At 36.4% G+C, this 16,569-nt stretch carries 11 protein-coding genes and 1 pseudogene; 1 reads left to right on the top strand and 11 read right to left on the bottom strand.

The genetic code is table 11. From position 1 onward, the window contains the following. Positions 1 to 2: 2 nt before the first annotated feature. The 10 genes and pseudogenes from IGL17_RS03065 to IGL17_RS03020 form a co-directional block, all read right to left on the bottom strand. The gene (locus IGL17_RS03065) at positions 3 to 1,211 is read right to left on the bottom strand and encodes a hypothetical protein (protein WP_002385036.1); all 1,209 of its coding nucleotides are present in this window, start codon (positions 1,209 to 1,211) and stop codon (positions 3 to 5) included. Positions 1,212 to 1,292: 81 nt separating this feature from the next. Beyond that, entirely contained in the window at positions 1,293 to 2,222 is a 930-nt protein-coding gene (dnaI, locus tag IGL17_RS03060; RefSeq protein ID WP_002355760.1) for a primosomal protein DnaI, read from the bottom strand. Beyond that, complete coding sequence (locus tag IGL17_RS03055) at positions 2,222 to 3,631, bottom strand: replication initiation and membrane attachment family protein (RefSeq protein ID WP_016618010.1); 1,410 nt, start codon at positions 3,629 to 3,631, stop codon at positions 2,222 to 2,224. The genes dnaI and IGL17_RS03055 overlap by 1 nt, the downstream gene beginning before the upstream one ends. Before the next feature lie 15 nt (positions 3,632 to 3,646). Beyond that, positions 3,647 to 4,129 (bottom strand): transcriptional regulator NrdR, encoded by a 483-nt coding sequence (gene nrdR, locus IGL17_RS03050; RefSeq protein WP_002381296.1) that lies wholly within the window; start codon positions 4,127 to 4,129, stop codon positions 3,647 to 3,649. Positions 4,130 to 4,307: 178 nt separating this feature from the next. After that, entirely contained in the window at positions 4,308 to 4,907 is a 600-nt protein-coding gene (gene coaE / locus IGL17_RS03045) for a dephospho-CoA kinase (RefSeq protein WP_002358808.1), read from the bottom strand. Continuing rightward, on the bottom strand, positions 4,904 to 5,746 hold the full coding sequence (gene mutM / locus IGL17_RS03040) for a DNA-formamidopyrimidine glycosylase (protein WP_002355756.1): 843 nt from the start codon (positions 5,744 to 5,746) through the stop codon (positions 4,904 to 4,906). Before mutM ends, coaE begins: the two co-directional genes overlap by 4 nt. A 99-nt stretch (positions 5,747 to 5,845) precedes the next feature. Then, complete coding sequence (gene polA, locus IGL17_RS03035) at positions 5,846 to 8,494, bottom strand: DNA polymerase I (protein WP_010828604.1); 2,649 nt, start codon at positions 8,492 to 8,494, stop codon at positions 5,846 to 5,848. Positions 8,495 to 8,682: 188 nt separating this feature from the next. Then, positions 8,683 to 9,594 (bottom strand): aldo/keto reductase, encoded by a 912-nt coding sequence (locus IGL17_RS03030; RefSeq protein ID WP_002355754.1) that lies wholly within the window; start codon positions 9,592 to 9,594, stop codon positions 8,683 to 8,685. Positions 9,595 to 9,662: 68 nt separating this feature from the next. After that, positions 9,663 to 11,086, bottom strand: a pseudogene (locus IGL17_RS03025) (helix-turn-helix domain-containing protein). A gap of 123 nt (positions 11,087 to 11,209) precedes the next feature. Next, entirely contained in the window at positions 11,210 to 13,354 is a 2,145-nt protein-coding gene (locus tag IGL17_RS03020) for a heavy metal translocating P-type ATPase (RefSeq protein ID WP_016618008.1), read from the bottom strand. Positions 13,355 to 13,479: 125 nt separating this feature from the next. Between IGL17_RS03020 and IGL17_RS03015 the strand changes: the two genes are divergently transcribed. Next, positions 13,480 to 14,178, top strand: a complete 699-nt coding sequence (locus tag IGL17_RS03015; protein WP_016618007.1) for a helix-turn-helix domain-containing protein — start codon at positions 13,480 to 13,482, stop codon at positions 14,176 to 14,178. A 69-nt stretch (positions 14,179 to 14,247) separates the two neighbouring features. On the opposite strand, the gene IGL17_RS03010 is transcribed toward IGL17_RS03015, so the two are convergent. Further along, positions 14,248 to 16,254, bottom strand: a complete 2,007-nt coding sequence (locus IGL17_RS03010; protein WP_002381294.1) for a KUP/HAK/KT family potassium transporter — start codon at positions 16,252 to 16,254, stop codon at positions 14,248 to 14,250. Positions 16,255 to 16,569 lie beyond the last annotated feature (315 nt).

Raw genomic sequence — 16,569 nt, 5'->3', positions numbered from 1 at the left:
ATCTAGAAATCATAGGCCAAAAGAGCCATTAAGTTATTATAGGAATAGACTTGTTTCGTAACTTTATCACCAAATCCTCCATAAATCGGACTGCTTGAATCCATAATTTGAAAATTATTAAGTACTGTAATTGCCGCACGATACAACTCTTTGTCATTTTCGGCAACACCAATTAAAGCCGCTATCGCATAACTAGCTGCAGATTGATTTTTATCCACGGGCGATCCATTTAAATCATACGAGTTAAAAAGCGTTCCTTGCTGAACTTGTTTTCGTACAAAATCAATACTAGTCTGTTTCGCCATACCCACTTCACTTAAATGAACAATCGTTAATAAAGATTCAATAATATTAAGTGTTCCGTTGTTTTCGTATTTATTTGTTTGATGATTAAACTTCGTTTGATAAAGAGGTAAATCATCAGAAATATAGCCATCGTCTATTAATTGGTAATGATACTGCAAGTAGTCTGCTGAAATCCCAAATTCTTTGTATAAATAACCCAGCGTAATTAAGTCAATATAAAACAAAGAAGTTTCTGAAGACTGTTGTTTTGATTTACTATCATAAAAATCAATTAGAATATTATCTTTCATAGAGGTTTTCATAAAACTCTTGCCTAATTTTTTAATTTCTTGATCGTACTGATCTGTTTTAAAATGCCCCCCTGCTTCAATTAATGAACGAATGATCCGTAAATCATCAATCGAGGCATTGACATTGTACTTATTGCCTTGCTCGTCAATTCGGTAACTAAATTGGACGCCGTCGTAAAAGGTGTCTTTCGTCTGCTTGTAAAAATTATCAAAACGTCCCTGCGTATCAAAAGCTAAATTACGCAAATATAGACCCGAAGACTCACTTAGCAACTCATGTCCTGTGGCGACATCTTTGCGTTCAGCATCTGGTAAATAATTGGTTAAAAAGCCGCCGTCTGTTTTGAGCCGGGTTTCAATAAAAAATTTCAACAAATCTTTGCGTTCAGCGGTTTCTTTTGTGTGAAATTCATGTTTTGTTAAAAAATGTTGTTTGTCTGTCGACATTAAGCGTTGAATTTTTGGATTCACTTTTTCCACCTCTACTTTATAGGATTTTTCTCTAAACAAAAGAAAATATCCTCCCAGAAGCACCACGAATACCCCAATAAAAATCCAAAGTTTTCTCTTCATTGTTACGCCTCTTTTCCTCACTTCTTTATTGTCAGTGTACACAAAAGTACTTGTTTTTGCGAAACTTACGCTACCTCTTCAAGCGCAAGAAAAAAAGCAATCCATAAAAATAAAAGGATTGCTTTAACCGTTTCGTCGATCATTTCCTGTCATCGTAATCTCTTTTGACAGATAACGCACACGTTCCATAATTCGTCTGGCTTTTAGCGGCTCTTGTTCTCCTCGTTGCGTCACGGTTAAATGCTCTTCTAAAGCTTTTAAATCTAGATTGGAAGAGAAAAAAGTAACTAATTGTTCTTGCATTCGGTATTGCAAGATTACGCTTAAAACGTCGTCACGAATCCAACTAGTCATGGATTCCGCACCAATGTCATCAATCATTAATATAGGGGATTTTTTTACTGCATCGAGCTTTTCACCAACTTGATCGCGACCAATGGCTTGCTTCATTTCTACTGTAAATGTTGGAAAATGAACAATTGTCGTAGTAAATCCACGTTCTGCTAAAGCATTAGCCATCGCACCTAATAAGAAAGATTTTCCTACACCGAAGGGGCCTTGTAAATAGAGCCCTTTATGAAATTCTTTTGGTGTCGCAGGATATTCTCTTAAAAATTGCATTGCTTCTGCTAACGCTTTGGCTCGACCTTGAGAAGATGGATCGAAATCTCGTAAATTTGCTTCTCGGACATCTTTTGGCATGTCCATTGCCCTTACTCGATTACGAATTTCTTCTTCCTTCTGACGGGCGATTAAATCAGCCGTTGGGACATACGTTACATCAATGTAATGAAAATTCAACATTAATCTTGGCTCATAGCCTGGAGCAATCATTGCCGGATCGTTTAATTGAAATTTCTTTTTTTCTTGAACAAATTCATACAGCTTAGCATAACTTTTACGAATATCTTCATCGGTTAAACGCTCTCGGTTTGCTTGTATAAAGGCTTGAACATCTTGATCTTTCAATACTTCGTTAACCAGCTCTTCATATCGTTCATTGATGTCACGCTTCTGGATAATTTTTGACATTTCTTTTCCTACGTCTTCCATCATTGGTCACCTCCTTGGTTTAAAAATTCTTGAATTTGTCGATCTAACTCGGCTTGTTCTTCTGGGGAAAGTTTTGTTTCATCGTTTGGCTGATCTGCCCATTCTGGCAATCGCTCTTGTCGAACAGTTTGGCGTTTCCCTGAATAATTTTGTTGTCGCTGTTTTTGTTTGGTTTGGCTTTGTTTTGCCAATTCTCTGACATGTTCAATTGCTTTTTCTGGTGAATGAATGCCACTTTGTCCCCATTCATTCGCGATTCGATTCACATACTCCGCTTTTAAAGTCGGTTGTTGTTGAATATTGTAAACATAGTTAATCAAAATATTAATCACACTAGTCGGTAAGCCTGATTTAGCAACCAAATATTTCACTAATGAACGTTCTTGTGGTGTCGTATAGCCGCCTCGACTATTTTTTAAAGCTTCTAAATATTGAATAGGCGGATTCTTTTCACTATCCATAATCATTTGGATATCCAGTTCAGAAAAACCATTCATTTTTAATGCGTTATATCGATACGTTTGTTGCTCTTCCACCGTCAATTGTGCTTGCTTGTTTGTCACTACGTTTGTTGGTTGTGGTTTTTTATCAGGATCAAACGCTTGATGAATCGTTCGCACTAATTCCTTAGGCAAAATTCGACTTGTATAATAGTCAAATGATTTCGAAGCAAAGTCTACCATATCTAACTCATTGATGCCATATAATTGATGAAAAACATAGACTTCTTCTTGAAAACTAGCCTCATCTTCAGGCAATTGTAAACCTAAGCGGTGCAAACCTTCCACAAAATAGTGCCAATCAAAAGAATCCGTTGATACAGAAATTTTCTTCGCTTTTTCTTGTTGAGAAAAAGTTTCTTGAATCGTTGTCAATCGGTTCGCTTCGGAAACAATTTGTTCTTCTTTAAAGGCATAAACCTCTTGAAAGCTAGCGGAAACATTTTGATAGCCCTCTGTTTTAGTAGGATGCGGTTGGAACTTTTGCACTAATTGATCAAATTTCCGTTGTCCAACCCGATTAAATAACACTAAAGCTAACACTTCATCTTTAAAAAAACGAGCGGCTGTTTCAGGTGCTTTTAAATAATATAAATAACAATCTCCTAATTCCCGATCTGTTTTTTTATACGTTTCTAGCAACCCAATGCCCTCTAATTTGTAGCAAGCTTCTTCTAATTGTTGGCAACTCAAGTCCAGCAAACTAATTAAATCTGCATGAAACAGCGAGCCATCCTCCTCTGAGTCTGTTGTTTCAGATAACAAAAGCCAATATAAACTAAACGCATTGGCGCCGACAATTGGTTGATATAAAAAGGTTAAAACCTCTTTCTCTTGATCAGAAAGCGGTGAATCAATAACCGCTTGAAAAATATTTTTTGGTTGGATTCTTTGCCGATTTCCTTTCAAAGAAAGACCTCCTTTTTAATTTTCTGAGTCAGGAGAAGAAGATTTTGCTTTGTCGACAATGTCCTGTAACTCTTTCAAAAACACGCTCATATCTTTGAATTGTCGATAAACACTCGCAAAGCGGATGTAGGCAATTTCATCTAGATTGACTAAATCTTCCATCACATATTCACCGATAAGCGTTGTAGAGACTTCATTTTCCCCTAAACTACGCACTCGATTTTCAACATTATCGACAATCTGAACCATTTGTTCCATAGCAACGGGTCTTTTTTCCGCAGAGCGAATGAGCCCACGCAAAATTTTATCACGATTAAATTCTTCACGATCCCCATTTTTCTTGATTACAAGTAATGGCGCCGCTTCAATTCTTTCAAATGTAGTGAACCGATAACTGCAATTTTCACATTCACGACGACGGCGAATTGCACGTCCATCATCTGCTTGACGGCTATCAATAACACGGGAATTATTATGATGACATCTTGGACAACGCATAACGTTCACCTCTTCTATTCTGTATAATTTTTGTTGCCTATATTATAACATGAAATTGCGCTATTACTAGGTCTTTAGAACTGGTTCTTAGTTGAATCTTTGCCATTCTTTAATAAAAACAAAGACTTTCACTGTTTTTCTGAAATTTTCAAAACATTTTACGCCATTTAAAAAATATTCACTTCTTTCCAGTTTGTTCCTCTAGCCACTTCTTCACTTGCTGTTCCGTTTCTTCTCTAGTTCCTTGGTTATCAAACACGATATCTGCTCGTTCTTTTTTCATTTCAATCGGCCATTGGCTAGCAATTCGTTGTTGCGCTTCTTCTTCTGTTAATTGGTTTCGGGCCATCAGACGCTCTTTTTGAATCTTTTCTGGTACATATACCACAGCAACTTGATCCATAATCGCCTCATAATGAGCTTCATAAAGCAGAGGAATATCAACAATAACCAGGGAGGCTTTCTTTTTAGCTTCTTCAATTTGACGTAAAATTTCTTTTCTTAAAAAAGGTTTCAGCGTTTCATTTAACAGCTCTCTTTTTTGAGGACTAGCGAAAATTAATTGTCCTAATTTTTTCCGATCCAATTCACCAGTTGTTAATACTATTTCTGGTCCGAAAGTTTCAACGATTGCGGCTAAGGCTGGTTGCCCTTTTGCAACAATTTCGCGGGCGATAATGTCGCCGTCAACAATTGGATAACCTGCTTTTTTAAAAAGAGCAACAACCGTACTTTTACCTGTCGCAATCCCTCCTGTAATGCCTAAAACTTTTGTCATTTCAATCGACGACCTTTCAATTGTTGGCATTGTGGACAATAATGCGTACCACGTTGCGCCACTTTTGTTTTAACAATTGGCGTACCACAACGATTGCAAGGTAAGCCTGTTTGCCCATAGACATTCAACGCTACTTGAAAAGTCCCTGCTTCTCCTAACGCGTTTAGATAGGTGCGGATGGTGGTTCCACCTGCTTCAACAGCGCGTGCCAAGACGTCAATGATTGCTTGATACAACGTAGCAACTTCCGCAGGTTTTAAGGAATCTGCTGGTTGTTCTGGATGGATTTGCGCTTGCCAAAGTGCTTCATCTACATAAATATTCCCCAAACCCGTCACTAGCTTTTGATCTAACAGCAATGGCTTAATTGCTTTATGATGCTTTTTCAAGCCTTGTTGAAAAGTAGCTAATTGGAAAACGTCTGGTGTTGGCTCTGGGCCCAAAGCTAAAATACCTTTATATTGATGACCTTGATTCTTAGGAACCAATGTCATACGGCCAAATTTCCGTACATCTAAATAACGTAATTGCGTGCCATCTGTAAAAGTAAACATTACATGGGTATGTTTGGCAATTTCATCATCAGCCTGATGAAACTCATATTTTCCTTCCATCCGTAAGTGAGAAATCATATCATTATCAGACAATTTAAAAATCAGAAATTTTCCTCTTCGCTCAATCCCTTCAATCGTTTGACCAGCTAATTGACCTTGAAATACATCAACTTCTGGTGATTCAATAATTCTTGGCCAAAAAACAATGACTTCTTGAATGGTTTTTCCTACAACAAGTTTTTCAAGTCCTTTTCGCACTGTTTCTACTTCTGGTAATTCTGGCATTATTTTTGCTCCTTTATATAAAGAGGTCTGAACGCTTAGATATCAACGTCCAGATCCTACTTATCCTTATTTTATTCATCGTTCTTAATGGGTAAGCTATTATTTTGCTTCATACCATGTTTTTCCCCAACTGCTATCGGTGATAAGTGGCACATGTAAGGAAACTGCGTGCTCCATCACTTCTTTGACGAGTTGATTTAATTGTTCTAATTCTGATTCTGGTACTTCAAAAACTAATTCATCGTGCACTTGTAATAACATTGTCGCTTGTAATTTTTCTTCTTTTAAACGACGCGCCATTTCAATCATCGCAATTTTTAAAATATCTGCGGCACTTCCCTGAATCGGTGTATTAATCGCTGTACGTTCAGCGAACGAACGTAGATTAAAGTTTCTTGAATTAATATCACTTAAATAACGACGGCGATGATACAATGTTTCCACATAGCCTTTGTCTTTGGCATCGCGGACTATCTCTTCCATATACTGCTTCACGCCTGGATATTTTTCAAAATAGGTGTCAATATATTGTTGTGCTTGCTTCCTAGTAATGCCTAAGTTTTGGGACAAGCCATAATCACTGATACCATAGACAATTCCAAAATTCACTGCTTTAGCTTGACGACGCATGTTAGGTGTGACATCTTCTGCTTTTTCAACACCGAAAACTCGCATTGCAGTGCTGGCATGGATATCTTGTCCTTCCACAAACGCTTCTTTTAAATGCTCATCATTAGAAATATGCGCGAGCACACGTAACTCAATTTGAGAGTAATCAGAAGAGAAAATCAACCAATTATCCTCTCTTGGTACGAAGGCTTCTCTAATTTTTCGGCCTTCTTCTAAACGGATAGGAATGTTTTGTAAATTGGGATCTACTGAGCTTAATCGTCCTGTTTGTGTCAGTGTTTGTACATACCGAGTATGAATTTTATTATCTGGCTGAATTACTTTTAAGAGTCCTTCAACATAGGTCGATTGAATTTTGGCAATTTGACGATAAGTTAAAATATCTGCCACAATTGGTGCTTGTTCTTTTAGTTGTTCTAAAACATCTACCGCTGTTGAATAGCCGGTTTTCGTCTTTTTGATCACAGGTAAGCCCATTTTTTCAAATAAAATAACGCCTAATTGTTTAGGTGAATTCAAATTAAATTCTTCGCCAGCTTCTGCATAGATTTTTTCTTCGATTTCTTTCAGACGTTCTGAAAATTCTACTTGCATTTCTTTTAAGCGCGTGGCATCAACACGGATACCAGTTATTTCCATATCGCCTAAAATACGAGAAAGTGGTAATTCCATTTTATAGAATAAATCAGCTTGATTCTTTTCTGTTAATTCGCTATCTAATTTGCTTGTTAAAAATTGAATTGCTTTAATCTTACGTGCTAAATGACCAAAGAAAACTTCTTCGTCCTCTGGCAAGCCTTTTTTGGCCCCTTTTCCATAAATCGCTTCATCAGATTGAATCGCATCATATCCGTAATGTTGTGCTACGCCTTCAATATCAGCGTTATTGTCATTGGTATCAAGTAAATAAGCAGCCAATAAAACATCAAAGGCAATTCCTGTCATTTTTCCTACATAGCGATTTAGTGCAACGTACGTACGTTTTGCATCATAGACATTTTTTTTACGTGTCTCATCCATCAACCAGTCGATAAATGGCTGACTTTCAAAAACAGCTAAATTATTCGTGGTATAAATCTTCTTGTTATTGCCCCAAGCAAGGCCGACAATCGGTGACGTATGATAGTTATCTGCCATCATCTCAACATAAAGAGCCATATCGTCTGTAAACATTTCATTGGTTAACTGATCTTCAACTACTTCAAATAAAATATCTTCCATTTCAACAGGTTCTTCTGTAATGTCCAACTTAGCTAAAAATTGTTTAAAGTCCATTTCTTTATAAAAAGGAACCAATTTTTCTAAGTTCTTCCCTTCATATGCCAAGTCTTCCACATTGACTTCGACTGGTGCATTGACTTCAATTGTCGCTAAACGTTTAGAAAGAAAGGCTTGCTCTTTATCATTAATCAAGTTTTCTTTCATTTTGCTTTTTTTCATTTCATCGATATTCTCATAAACCCCTTCAACTGAGCCATATTGTTTTAACAGCTTAATCGCGGTTTTCTCACCGATTTTCGTTACACCTGGAATGTTATCCGACGTGTCGCCAGCCAACCCTTTCATATCAATAATTTGCTTAGGCGTTAACCCATCATATTTTTCAGCAATATGCTCAGGCGTATATGATTCAATATCGCTAACTCCTTTAACAGTGATATCTACTTTGACAGTGTCCGTCGCTAATTGTGTCAAATCTCGGTCCCCTGATAACACGACAACATCAAATTCATCTTTATCAACTTTGTTGGCTAATGTACCAATAATATCATCTGCTTCATAGTTAGGTAGTTCATAATATTTTACGCCTAAACCTTCTAAAAGTTCACGAATATACGGCATTTGTTCTTTAAATTCCCCCGGTGTTTTTGAACGTCCGGCTTTATATTCTGAATAAAATTCTGTTCTGAATGTGGTTTTCCCTGCATCAAAAGCGACTAAAACATGAGTAGGCATTTCTTTTTGCATTACATTTTCAAACATATTGTTAAATGCATAAATAGCATTTGTATGCAAGCCGTTCTTATTTTTGAATCGTTCTAATGAGTTATGTAGCGCAAAAAATGCACGAAAGGCTACACTGTTTCCATCAACGAGTAATAATTTTTTTTTGGTCATTTTTTTCCCCTCATCTTTAGCAAACTAGTTTCCTTTCTATTTTAACAAAAAACTACAGAATTTGCAGTAGACGGCGATTGCAGAATGAAAGAAAAAGGTATTTGACATAGTTCCTTAGTGACAACTATATCAAATACCAAAATCAATCAGCAATACACGCTGGATCTTCACAAGTATGAGAATCTTTTTTACGGCAAAACATTTCCCGCTGCACGATAAATATCGTACCAATCTTCGCGACTAATCACAATGTCTGCTGCTTTAGCAATTTCTTCAATTCTACCAAGATTCATACTTCCTGCGATGACTTGCATATTAGCAGGGTGGCGCAGAATCCAGCTGCTGGCTAAGCCAGTTGGCGTTGTTTGATATTTTTCAGCCAATTCGCTTAATTTTTGATTTAACTCAGGGAATTTTTCATTTCCAATAAAGACACCTTCAAAATAACCATATTGGTACGGTGACCATGCTTGAATAGTCATTTGTTTCAACCGTGAATAATCTAAAATACCATGATCATAATCAATGCTTCCTGATATTTCCATATTTGTTTGTAAGCCTTGATCCACCATGCCAGTATGCTTGATGCCAAATTGTAATTGATTGGCTAATAATGGTTGTTTAACAGCTGTTTTTAAAAGTTCAATTTGTCCTGGCGTTTGGTTACTTACACCAAAATAGCGAACTTTCCCTTGTTTTTCTAATAAATGAAAAGCCTCAGCTACTTCTTCTGGTTCCACTAAAGTATCTGGACGATGCAATAATAATGCATCGACTGAATCTACACCTAAACGCTGTAAACTCCCTTCGACCGCTTCTAAAATATGAGCTTTTGAAAAGTCAAAAAAGCCTTGACGAATCCCACATTTTGTTTGTATAAAAATATCTTCACGACGAATGGTACTTTCTTTTAAGGCCTTACCAAAAATGGTTTCGCAGTCGCCGCCACCATAAATGTCGGCGTGATCAAAAAATGTAATGCCATGATCATAAGCAGTTTCAATTACCTGTTGAGGATTTTCAGCACCATTTAAGCGCATACATCCTAAGATAACCGAAGAAACTGTTTCGTCACTTGTACCAAATTGCAGTTGTTTCATTTTAATATCCTCCTCATCCATTCCTCTTACTTCTTCATTTTAACACTATTTAGACAAAATTGGACTTCTTACGATAGATTCGCTTCGACTTTTTCAAAAAAAGCAGGAGATAATTCCTCTGGCAAATAAACAACTGTCTCAGAAGAAAGCGCTACGTTCATCTGAAACAAATGATTGACGATTACTAGATGTGCTTGGTGAAGTTGATACGTTGGTTTTCCATAAATAATTGTAATATTCTTTTTTTCACTGAAATAGCTTTTTATAGATTGTCCCAACGCTTGTTCCTTTTCTGGAGGAAAGTCCGTCAATAGGCAAATAATATATTTTTTTCATATAAAATCGGGTCAAATAAATCTAGGATGTGATAAAAATAGCAACTCGTCAATTCCCGTTCTTTTACTGAAGTAAAGACTGGATATAGGCGTTTTAAAAGCCTAATAAGTTTTTGTAATCTGTGCCAGGTTTGTTGATAACGAGCAGCAAGTGTTTGTTCCTGTTTATGAGCTGGCAACCATGCTTGTCCGTCTAATAAACTATTCATATGCGTACTTAAAAATCGACATAAATGAATTTCTTGATAATTAAAATGATGTTGTGTAAAATTTCTCCTAATTTCTTTCATAATAAAAATAGCTGTTTTTAAGCATAAACTTTCTATTTTCATTTGCTCATGAATAAAATACTTTCGCGCTCTCTTGCCAAAACAACCACCAAAATGTGCTTCAAGAATCACAAATAACGCTTTTTGTTCTTTAAGAGACATAAAAGAAGTGCTCAACACTTCCACACGAAATAAATAAAAAAAAGCACTTGTTTGTTGAAATAAATTAGCATTTGGCACTGAAATTTCATGCCCGCCTCTATATCGTTTCTCCCAAATATAAATTAGCCAACTAAGATGATTCTGTTGTGCTACATTTAAATCCAACTCAAAAAAGGTAATGATTTTCCGAGTCATTTCTCTGTTTTCTTCCAGACAGCTTTCTTGAAAAAACAAATAAAAACAAAGGATTAACTGTCGAATTTGCCATTCATTGCCAGTTAAATCGTAATGTTTTTGACGTACAATAATATCAAAATTAACTAGCCAACGTCGAATATTAGAAAGTTTCTTCCGAAGAGTTGATTCCTGTAATCCCAATACCTGGGTCAATTGCGCATAATTGATTCGCTCTTCAATTAGACAACGTAAAATATAAAATTCGGGAATAAAATAACAAAATTTTTGTCTAAATCGAGCCAAGCCACAAACGCATAATTCACGATATTTTACAATTCCTTTGGTCGTTGTATAAATCTTACAAAGCCCTTCTATCTTAAACGTTTCCTGCTTTTTTTCAAAACGTTGAATGTAACAATGGATGGTTTTGTCGCTCACCTTTAGTTTTTCTGCAGCCATCAAAACAGAAAATGTCTGCTCTTGTTGCAGTAAATCCAACAATTCCAACATATTTTTATGTTCAAAAGACAATAATTCCTTGAAATCCATATATCGTCCCCTTTCACTCCCTTGTTATAAGAATACGTCAAATAAGGCAAAAATTTTTTTAAGAAGAAAAAAATAGAGAACAAAAAGTATTGATTACTTTCCGCTCTCTACAATTATATCGAATTATTTTTTTGAAATATGCAGTGTCATAGCATTTGCTGCTACAATAATTGTACTTAATGACATCAAGACAGCACCTACAGCTGGATTTAAAACAATCCCAATTGGTGCAAGAACCCCAGCCGCTAAAGGAATGGCGACAATATTGTACCCAGCTCCCCACCAAAGATTTTGGATCATTTTACGTCGTGTTTGTTTGGCTAAATCTAAGAACCTTAAAATATCTTTAGGATCACTATCCGTCAGTACAACATCTGCCGAATCAATCGCTACATCTGTACCAGCGCCTATCGCAATGCCGATTGAAGCACGGGCTAAACTTGGTGCATCGTTAATACCGTCTCCTACCATCATGACCTGATGCCCCTCAGTAAGATACTGTTGCACAATTTTTTCTTTATCTTCTGGTAAGAGCTCTGCGTAGTATTCCTTCATTCCTAAATAATTAGCAACTGCACTGGCAGCTGTTTGATTATCCCCTGTTAACATGACTGGCGTAATTCCTTGCGCTTGTAACTCTGCAATAAATGTTTTAGCTTCTGGTTTGACTTTATCCCCTAAAGCAAGCAGTGCGACTAATTGACCAGCGATGATTAAATAGCTCAAGGTGTTTCCTTGCTCTTGATAGTTTGTTTTAATTGTTTCATCGAAGGTTAACTGTAACCGTGCAACTTCTTTTTCATTGACTATTTTGACTTCTTGGTTTTGAACAGTAGCAACCAGTCCTACGCCTGATAAAGCTTGCAGATTATGGGCTTCATAAGGTTGAACGGCTTGTTTATTTAAATAGTTCATGATCCCAATTGCCAACGGATGGTTTGCATTTTTTTCCAATGCCCCAATATATTTAAGTGCTTCTTCTCTAGTAAACTGCTTACTCATTAATTCTAAGCCAGTAACTGTAAATTGTCCTTCTGTTAAAGTACCAGTTTTATCCAGCAACACATATTCAACCTTATTGGCTTGTTCTAATGCATTCCGATTTTTTAAAAGTAAGCCATTTTTAGCAGCAATGGAGGTACTTCTAGCAATCACTAAAGGAATTGCTAAGCCTAACGCATGGGGACAGGCAATAATAAAAACTGTAACCATTCGTTCAAATGCTAGCGACAGATCTTTCGTTACGAGTAACCAACCGATAAATGCTAACACACCTACGAATAAGGCAATATAGAATAACCACTTGGCTACACGGTCTGAAATGGATTCTAGTTTTGATTTTTCCGATTGCGCTTGTTTAACCATCTCCATAACTTTTGACAGGTAACTATTTTCACCCGTGCCAGTTACTGAAATTTCAATCATTCCGTTGCCATTGACAGCTCCACCAATCACGGAGTCGCCAATGTTTTTTTCTACTGTTTTTGATTCCCCTGTAACCATCGATTCGTCGACTGTTGTGCTTCCTTTCAAAATTTTACCATCTGTCGGAATTTTATCTCCCGAACGAACAATCAAGCGATCGCCTTCTTGAACATCTTGCAAAGGAATTTCTTCTTCCCCATGTTCAGTCATTCGCTTGACTGTGTCAGGTAACAGTTCAGCCATTTTTTTCAAGGCATCACCAGCATTAGAAATAGCATTCATTTCAATCCAATGGCCTAAAAGCATAATAACAATCAGAGTGGCTAATTCCCAGAAAAAGTCCATCACGTGGGCCTGATTCGTAAAATGATTCATGTAAAACGCATATAGGCTGTAAAAATATGATACCGAAATCCCCATCGCAATTAACGTCATCATTGCTGGACTCTTTTGCTGTAATTCCATTTTAGCGCCACTTAAAAATGGTTGTCCACCATAAAAAAATAACACTGTTGCTAAAATTAAGACCAACCAATCAGAACCTGGAAAAGTAAATTGAAAAGGTAATTGAAAACCCATCATTGGTGAAAGAACAATAATCGGAATAGCTAAAATCAATGACAGCCAGAATTTTTGTTTAAAATTCCCCATATGCATTGAATGGTCCATTCCCTTCATTCCTTCATGTTGGTGTGACATAGCCATTTGTTCATGCGCCATGTCATGATTCATGTGATTCATTTTATCGTGGGACACTGTTGGCTGTTTTTCCTGGTGTTGTTCATGATTATGTTTTGCTGACATATGATCCCTTCTCTTCTTAAGTATTTTCATCTTAAGCATAGCACAAGATGAAAATTGTTAGAAATAATTACTTTTTTTAGTTTAGAAAAAAAAAGAGCCGAATTTTGCGTATGTATATTTTAAGAACACCTTATCCTCATATTTATTACAAAAGGAGTGTTTCAATGAAAATTACTACAAAGCAAGTCGGGGCGCGCATGCGTGAAGCTCGAAAAAAGAAGAAGTACACTTTACGTTATTTAGCCAATAAAATTGGTTTATCTAGTGGAAGTACAATTAGTAACTGGGAATTAGGTTTGAATTTACCCAATAAACGATACTTAAAAAAAATCGCTAAAGCCTGTGACACAACAGTAGATTGGCTACTTTATGGTGATTTTGATCGATTTGTGCGCCAGCTATTAAAAGAAAATTTTCAAAATAAACAACTGCTAAAACCACCTTTTTTTACTCAGTTGATGGTACGTTTATCTGAAGAACAGCTATCCTATCACGATTCCTTAAAAATTATGATTCAAGCGCAAAAGTTACAGCAGTCCTTTTATGCTTTTCCTTTAACAGTAGAAGCCCCCTCTCATTCCCGAGAGAGTATTTCTATTTATGAACCAACAACTGCAGAAGAACAGTCTGACCAATCTTATTATCATCCGTTTATTTTGTCAGAACTCCATGAATTATTTACACATTCTCAAAATCCAGAATTGGATTATTCTCTGATTATCGCTTTTCTTCCTTTGTTAAAAGTAGATCAATTAACTGAACCACAAAAAGAAGTCTTACTGGCCATCTTTAAGCGAATGAATTCCTTTAAAGACCAAACACTTTTAAATGAATTCTTTGTGGAATTACAGTATTTACTCTGATTCTACAAAAAAGATTGAGCCATGTATCTCAAGGACTTAGGCTCAATCTTTTAGTTAAATTTCTTCTATTTATGAACGATTCTTTCGTTCAACTAAGTGCGTTTTCCGTTGTGGACCAATGATTAAAGGAACGGATTCATATTTGACTTCACTGTATTCCAAGCCAAACCAACTTTCAGGAGAGGTAGTTAAGTTTTTGATAGCTAATTTTGCCTGCATAATTTGTCGATCCCATTTTTTCAGTTCAGAAACGTTAGATAATTCTTCTTGAATTAATACAAATTGGAAATCGCCAACTTCTCTTCCTGGCGTTAATGAATAACGTTGTGGCTGTTTTGGCAAGCGGCCTGTTTTCATCAAGTCATGAACAATTTGTCTTAAATATACATTCACTTCTTGAGAAATATGGAAGCCTAAATATAGCTGAACTTGCACAATAAAATCAGTCCCTAACATATCAACAGAATACTCTTGAGTAAAGGGTTCATCTGTTACCTGAACATTAACAAACCAATAAACATTCGCTCGTTTTGGTTGTTTGTCCAAAATCGAATAAATAATATTACGATTAATTTCGCCGTCCACTCGATCGGAGGTTAAAAAGACCACGTTGGTTTGATACATAGGTACAGATGTATCTTCTTTCAAAGCTTTAAGTTGTGGTACATATTTTTCCAACGACACTTGTTCCGCCGTCGCTTCCTTAATCTCGTTGCCGCGTTCCCAAATAATCATGATGCATAACAAGAAGACTGCCATTCCCACAGCAACATATCCACCATGGAAAAACTTCGCAGCACTTGAAAAGAAAAAGACAACTTCAATGGCAGCAAAGAACAAGGAAATTAGATACGCAGACCAAGCTGGAATTTTATCCAAAAGATAAAACAACAATAAAATGGTTGTCATTAACATCGTAATCGTAATCGATAGACCATACGCAGCTTCCATGTGTGTCGATGTTCTAAAAGCCAGCACGATTGCTGAACAAGCTAACCATAAAATTAAATTCACCGCTGGAATATACATTTGACCGATATTACTCCCAGGATAAATAATTTTAAGTCTTGGTAATAACTTCAATTTAATCGCTTCAGAAACTAAAGTATACGAACCTGATATTAACGCTTGCGAAGCAATCACTGCGGCGATTGTTGCAAAAACAACGCCAAATACAAGAATACCTCGTGGAATCATTTGGAAAAACGGGTTAATTTCAGCTAATGCCTGCATTTCAGGGTTTTCTTTGACCGTTAACAACCACGCAGCTTGCCCTAAATAATTAAGAATCAAACAAATCTTAATATACGGCCAGCTAATGCGGATATTCATTTTTCCTACATGCCCTAAATCAGAATATAAAGCTTCAGCACCAGTTGTAGCCAAGAAAATATTCCCTAAAATAAATAGACCTAATTTATTTTCTGGACTGACTAGTAATTGCAAAGCATAATATGGATTTAATGCACGAATAACCGTCCAATCTTGGCTAAAATTCATTAAACCAATGATGCCTAAAAAAGTAAACCACAAGAACATAATCGGCCCAAAAGCTTTCCCGACCAATTCTGTTCCAAATCGTTGAACAGAAAAAAGAATTAAAATAATCGTCAACGTAATGACCACTATAATCGTTTGGTCATTGCCAAAACGTTCAAAAAATGCCGGAATCCCCCGTAAGCCTTCAATCGCTGTCGTCACTGTCACAGCTGGGGTCAAAACGCCATCAGCCAGTAAAGCGGCGCCGCCAATCATTGCGGGAATAATCAAATACTTACTTTTTTTACGAACCAATGTATAAAGAGAGAAAATCCCACCTTCTCCATGGTTATCAGCATTTAAAGCAATAACAACATATTTAATCGTGGTTAAGATAGTCAATGTCCAAAAAATTAACGAGACCGAACCTAAAATAAACGATTCAGAAACCCGTGCCAAGCCACCATTATCTCCTACAATGGCTTTCATTACATATAAAGGGCTCGTTCCAATATCTCCATAGACAACGCCCATGGCAACTAAGATCCCTGCCATCGTAAATTTCCGACGATCAAACCCCTCTGCTTTGTGTAACACAATACTTTCCTCCTACAAAAGAAATGACTTCGTTTAGTTTAACCAACAGCTCCATAAAAACTTTTAAAACTCTTTATTATATAACGTTTTATATATCTTTTTCATTAGTCAAAAAGCGCTTTTTGACTAACGATGCTACTCACTATAATACGTTTTAAATCGTTTAGCAAGTCTTTTTGTTAGAGAATGTTCATCTTAGATAAGAAACCCACCTATTTTGAAAAAAGAAAAATCAAAAATAAGTGGGGCAGCAGTCGAAACGACTGCTGCCCCACTTGCTAACTATTAAGATAATTTTCTGAACAAAGGTAGCTC

It is taken from the genome of Enterococcus sp. AZ088, from assembly GCF_051714845.1.
GTDB lineage: Bacteria > Bacillota > Bacilli > Lactobacillales > Enterococcaceae > Enterococcus > Enterococcus faecalis.
The sequence above is the reverse complement of the archived record's forward strand: the minus strand, read 5'-3'. Positions and strand labels throughout refer to the sequence as shown.